Consider the following 5,289-nt stretch of genomic DNA (forward strand, 5'->3'; position numbering starts at 1 on the left):
TGACGATCGCGGCGATGCGCTTGTCGAGGAGGGCGATGTCGGCCTTGAGGGCCTTGGCGCGGCGGGCGTCGAGGCGGCGCAGCTCGGGGTCGCGGTGGCTGCGGGCCTGGTTGGCCTGGGCATGCCCCTTGAGCGCGAGACGCCCGGACGCGATAAGCTTCCGCGGCACGACACGCGAAGTGACCGGAACCGGTGGCGGCCGCCACGCAAAGCACAGCCGCCGCCGCCGGGCCCCGAACGACTCACCAGAGGCCGCCGACAGGGGTCTCAAAGGCCTGAGGAGGGCAGCGTCTTGAGCTCGATCGATCCCTACATGGACTTGGTGAAGCATAGAGATCCCCACCAGCCGGAGTTTCATCAGGCGGTGATGGAAGTGTTGGAGTCCATCGCGCCAGTGCTGGACCGTCACCCCGAGCTGCGGCAGGCGAAGATCGTCGAGCGGTTGGTCGAGCCCGAGCGGGTGATTCAATTCCGCGTTCCCTGGGAAGACGACAACCACGAGGTGCAGGTCAACCGCGGTTTTCGGGTGGAATTCAACAGCGCCATCGGACCCTACAAGGGCGGTCTGCGCTTCCATCCCTCGGTGAATCTGAGCATCCTCAAATTCCTCGGTTTCGAGCAGGTGTTCAAGAACGCCCTCACCACCACTCCCATCGGCGGCGGCAAGGGCGGCTCGGACTTCAACCCCCGGGGCCGCTCGGACCGCGAGGTCCGGCGCTTCTGCCAGAGCTTCATGACCGAGCTGTTCCGCCACATCGGCCCCTCCACCGACGTTCCGGCGGGGGACATCGGCGTCGGCGGCCGGGAGATCGGCTTCCTCTTCGGCCAGTACAAGCGGCTGGCCAATCGCTTCGAGGGAGTGCTCACGGGCAAGGGTCTGGCCTGGGGCGGCTCGAAGATTCGTCCCGAAGCCACCGGCTATGGCCAGGTCTACTTCGCCGGGGAAATGCTCAGCAGCCGGGACGAAACCCTCGAGGGCAAGGTCTGCCTGGTCTCCGGCTCCGGCAACGTGGCGCAGTACGCCACCGAGAAGGTCATCCAAAGCGGCGGCAAGGTCATCACCCTCTCCGACTCCGACGGATTCATCGTCGACGAGGCGGGGATCGACGAGGGCAAGTTGCGCTGGGTGATGAAGCTGAAGAACGAGCGCCGCGGCCGCATCCGGGAGTACGTGGAGGAATACCCCGACGCCACCTACCACGAGACGGATCCCAACCAGGACCACAACCCGCTGTGGGACGTCAAGGCGGACCTCGCCCTTCCCGGTGCCACCCAGAACGAGATCAACGGCAAGGACGCCGAGAATCTGGTGCGCAACGGTGTGTACTGTGTCTCCGAGGGCGCCAACATGCCGTCGACCCCGGAGGCGGTGGACGTCTTCCTCGACGCCGGCATCCTCTACGGTCCGGGCAAGGCGGCCAACGCCGGCGGCGTGGCAGTGTCGGCGCTGGAGATGAGTCAGAACAGCATGCGGCTGTCCTGGAGCCGCAAGGAAGTGGACGACAAGCTGCGCAAGATCATGCACCGCATCTACTCCACCTGCGTCGAGCACTCGGACAAATACGGCTCGCCGGGCAATCTGGTGGCGGGAGCCAATATCGCCGGCTTCCTCACCGTCGCCAACGCGATGATGGATCAAGGGTTGGTGTGAGCTTGGCCGGTTCGCGGCTGTTCGCGTACCAGAGCCTGATGCCCTTCCTGGTGAAGGACATCTTGTTGGTGGCGAGCTCCTACGACCGGTTCATCGTCGAAGAGGACGGCCGCTTCGCGGACCGGCTGCTCAGCCAATACGTGGAGATGGATCTCTCCACGCCGCCTCACTTCGACCACGTGGCCACCGCTCGCGAGGCGCTGGAACGCCTCGACGAGCGGCGCTACGACCTGGTTCTCTCGACCCCTCACTGCGCCGGCATGACCCCGCGGCAGCTGGCCCAGCGGGTCTCCCGGTTGCCGGAGCCGGCGCCTACGGTGGTGCTGGCCTACGACCGCTCCGACGCCCAGCTCTACACCCAGCAGCAGCGCTCCTCGGGCATCGACCAGGTCTTTCTGTGGACCGGCGACCCGAGTCTGCTGGTAGCGCTGGTCAAGTCCGTGGAAGACATGCGCAACGTCGACCACGACACCGACATCGGCCAGGTGCGGGTGATCCTGCTGGTGGAGGATTCGCCCCTCTTCTTTTCCTCCTACCTGCCGATCATTTACGCCGAGGTGCTCGGCCAGGTGAAATCGCTGTTGGCGGAGCGCCTCAACGAGCGGGACCGGCACCAGCGCATGCGGGCCCGGCCGAAGATCCTGCTGGCGCGCAATTACGAGGAAGGGGTGGAGCTCTTCCAGCGCTACAGCGACAACCTCCTGGGAACTATCTGCGACATGCGCTTCCCCCGGGGCGGGATCCTGGACGATCGGGCGGGGCTGCGCTTCATCCGCCTGGTGCGGGAGCAGCAGCCGGACGTGCCGGTGCTCTTGCAGTCCAGCCAGAGCGGGCACCGCCAGCTGGCGGAGGAGCTGGAGGTGCACTTCGCCGACAAGAACTCCCGCCGCCTGCTCGACCATCTGCGGCGGTTCATGCGCACCGACCTGGGTTTCGGCTCCTTCGTGTTCCGCAACGCCCGGGGCGAGCGGGAGCTGGAGGCTTCCAACATGGAGGAGATGCTCCGGGCCTTGGGCGAGGTTTCCGACGAGAGCCTGCGCTTCCACGCCAGCCGCAACCACATCTCCAACTGGTTGATGGCCCGTAGCGAGTTCGCCCTGGCTCAGGAGGTTCGGCCGAAGAAAGTTTCGGACTTTCGGTCCACCGGCGCCATGCGGGCCTATTTGCGGGAGGTCTTCACCAGCTTCCTGGAACGCGAGCAGCAGGGGGAGATCACCGAGTTCGACCGCCAGGGAGGATACCGCCGGCGGGACTTCGAGCGTCTGGGCAGTGGCTCCATGGGGGGCAAGGCGCGCAGCATCGCCTTCGTCAGCCACACCCTGGCGGAGCATAGGATCCACCAGAAATACCCCCAGGTGCGCATCACCGCGCCCTCGGCGTTGGTCATCTGCACCGGTCTATTCGATCAGTTCTGCTCCGCCGGCGGGTTGCGCCAGCGGCTGCTGGACGCCGAGGACGACGAGGCGGTGCTGCGCTGTGCCCTGGACCAGCAGCTCGACTCGGCGGTGCTGGCGGATCTTCGAGCCTATCTGGAGCGGGTTCGGCACCCGATGGCGGTGCGCTCCTCGAGCCTCCATGAGGACTCCGAATCCCAGCCCCTGGCGGGCCTTTACAAGACCTTCATGCTGCCCAACAGCGATCCTTCCCTGGAGGTCCGGCTGGAGCAGCTCTCCCGCGCCATCCGCCTGATCTACGCCTCGGCCTACGTTGGCGACGCCCGCCGCTACCTGGAGGCTCACGACTTGCGGCTGGAGGAGGAGAAGATGGCGGTGGTGCTGCAGCGGTTGGTGGGGCGGCGCCACGGCAAGTACTTCTATCCCGACTTCGCCGGCGTCGCCCAAAGCCACAATTACTATCCCATGGGCTATATGAAGCCCGAGGATGGCATCGCCAGCGTCGCCCTGGGCTTCGGCCAGGCCATCGTCGAGGGCCGGCGGGCCTTGCGCTTTTGCCCCCGCTATCCCGAGGTGTTGCCTCAGATGGCCAGCCCGGAGGAAGCGCTCAAGGTCTCCCAGCGCAAGTTCTATTCGTTGGACCTCTCCCGGGGGCCGGTGGCCGGGGCGCTGGAGGATCACGCCAATCTGCAGCTTCGGGGCTTGGAAGCGGCGGAGGACGAGGGGGCGCTGGAGGCATTGGTCTCCACCTACGTGGCGGAGAGCGACGCCGTTTACGACACGATCTATCGCTCCGGGCCGCGCATCGTCACCTTCGCCGGGGTGCTCAAGCACGGGCGATTCCCTCTGGCACCGCTGCTCCAGGACCTGCTGGAACTGTGGCGCGAGGGCATGGGAACCGAGGTGGAGATGGAGTTCGCCGTGTCTCTGGGGGACGACGGGCAGCCGGCGGAGATGGCCATTCTGCAGCTGCGGCCGCTGGTGGTAGCGAGCGAGGAGACCTCCGTGAATCTGCGCCAGGAGGCGTATCGAGGGCACCTTCTGGGGCGCGGTTCGGCCCTCGGCAACGGGATCATCCGCGACCTGCGGCACGTGATCTACGTGCATCCGGACCGCTTCGACTTCAGCCGCAGCAGCGACACGGCGGCGGCGGTGGGGCGCCTCAACCACGCCCTGGCGGCGCGGGGTGAGGGCTATTTGCTCATCGGCCCGGGGCGCTGGGGCACCGCCGATCCGTGGCTGGGGATTCCCGTAGCCTGGCGGCAGGTGGCCTCGGCGCGGGTGATCGTCGAGCTGGTGCGCCCGGGCTCTCACATCGACCCTTCCCAGGGCACCCACTTCTTCCACAACCTCACCGCCCTGCGCACCGGCTATTTCGAGATCGACGAGGGCGGCGGACCGGAAGGCGGCGAGGGTACGAAGGACCGTCTGGACCTCGAGTACCTGGACTCGCTGCCGGCGGAGCACGAGCAGGGCGCTCTGCGCCACGTGGTCCTACCGGAGCCGGTCACCGCCTTCATCGACGGCCGACAGCGTCGCGGGTTGTTGATGCGGCGGCCGGCGGAGGCCTAAGTCGAGTCGACTCAGGAGGCCTTGGGTTTCAGCGACGCGAGCTCCAGCCGCGCGTTGCTCAAGCGCACCATCAGCTCGTCGTGGGCCTTGCCGGGGAGCTTCTTGAACCGATCCTCCAGGCGCTGGGCCTTCTGCTCCCGACGCTTCCAGGCGTCGTCGGCGCCGCCACCGCCGGCACCGCGGATGGTGTTGGCGGCCAGAGCCTGCTTGAGCTGTGAGGCCAGATCTTCCAGCGAAGGCTCGTCCGGTTCGTCCTTGAGCTCTTCCTTGGTCTTCGCCACCAGCTGTTCCAGCTCGTCGATGATCTGCTCGCGCTTGCGGTGGTTGACCTCCGGATCGAGGTCCGTGCCCTGGAGCTGCTCGCCGTAGGCTGCCACCAGGCGGTCGGTGACCTGGGAGTAGTTCTTTTGCAGACCCGCGACGTGGCGTTCCGGCACCTCGCCGGCTTGATTCCACTGGCCGCGAAGCTCCTGGATGCGCTCGGCGACGTTCTCCAGCTCGGCGCTTTCTTCGTCCTTGGACTCTTCAGATTCAGCCTCTTCAGATTCGGCCTCTTCAGCCTTGGGCTCGTCGGCTTTGGCTTCCTCGTCCTTGGCTTCCTCAGCCTTGGCTTCCTCGTCCTTGGCCTCTTCAGCCTTAGCTTCGTCGGTCTTGGGCTCCTCGGCTTTCGCC

Annotated in this window: 3 protein-coding genes; 2 read left to right on the forward strand and 1 reads right to left on the reverse strand. The window is 66.5% G+C overall.

Features of this window, described 5'->3' with window-relative positions; translation table 11 throughout:
• The first annotated feature begins 301 nt into the window (after positions 1–301).
• Positions 302–1,651 carry an NADP-specific glutamate dehydrogenase gene (gene gdhA / locus SX243_24960; protein MDY7096239.1) on the forward strand — a complete coding sequence of 450 codons (1,350 nt, stop codon included), beginning with the start codon at positions 302–304 and terminating at the stop codon, positions 1,649–1,651.
• Entirely contained in the window at positions 1,648–4,617 is a 2,970-nt protein-coding gene (locus SX243_24965) for a PEP/pyruvate-binding domain-containing protein (GenBank protein MDY7096240.1), read from the forward strand. The genes gdhA and SX243_24965 overlap by 4 nt, the downstream gene beginning before the upstream one ends.
• Before the next feature lie 11 nt (positions 4,618–4,628).
• Here SX243_24965 and SX243_24970 read toward each other — a convergent pair.
• Positions 4,629–5,289: hypothetical protein (locus tag SX243_24970; protein ID MDY7096241.1), on the reverse strand; the 661-nt coding region annotated here is incomplete at its 5' end.

It is taken from the genome of Acidobacteriota bacterium (assembly GCA_034211275.1).
Lineage (GTDB): Bacteria > Acidobacteriota > Thermoanaerobaculia > Multivoradales > JAHZIX01 > JAGQSE01.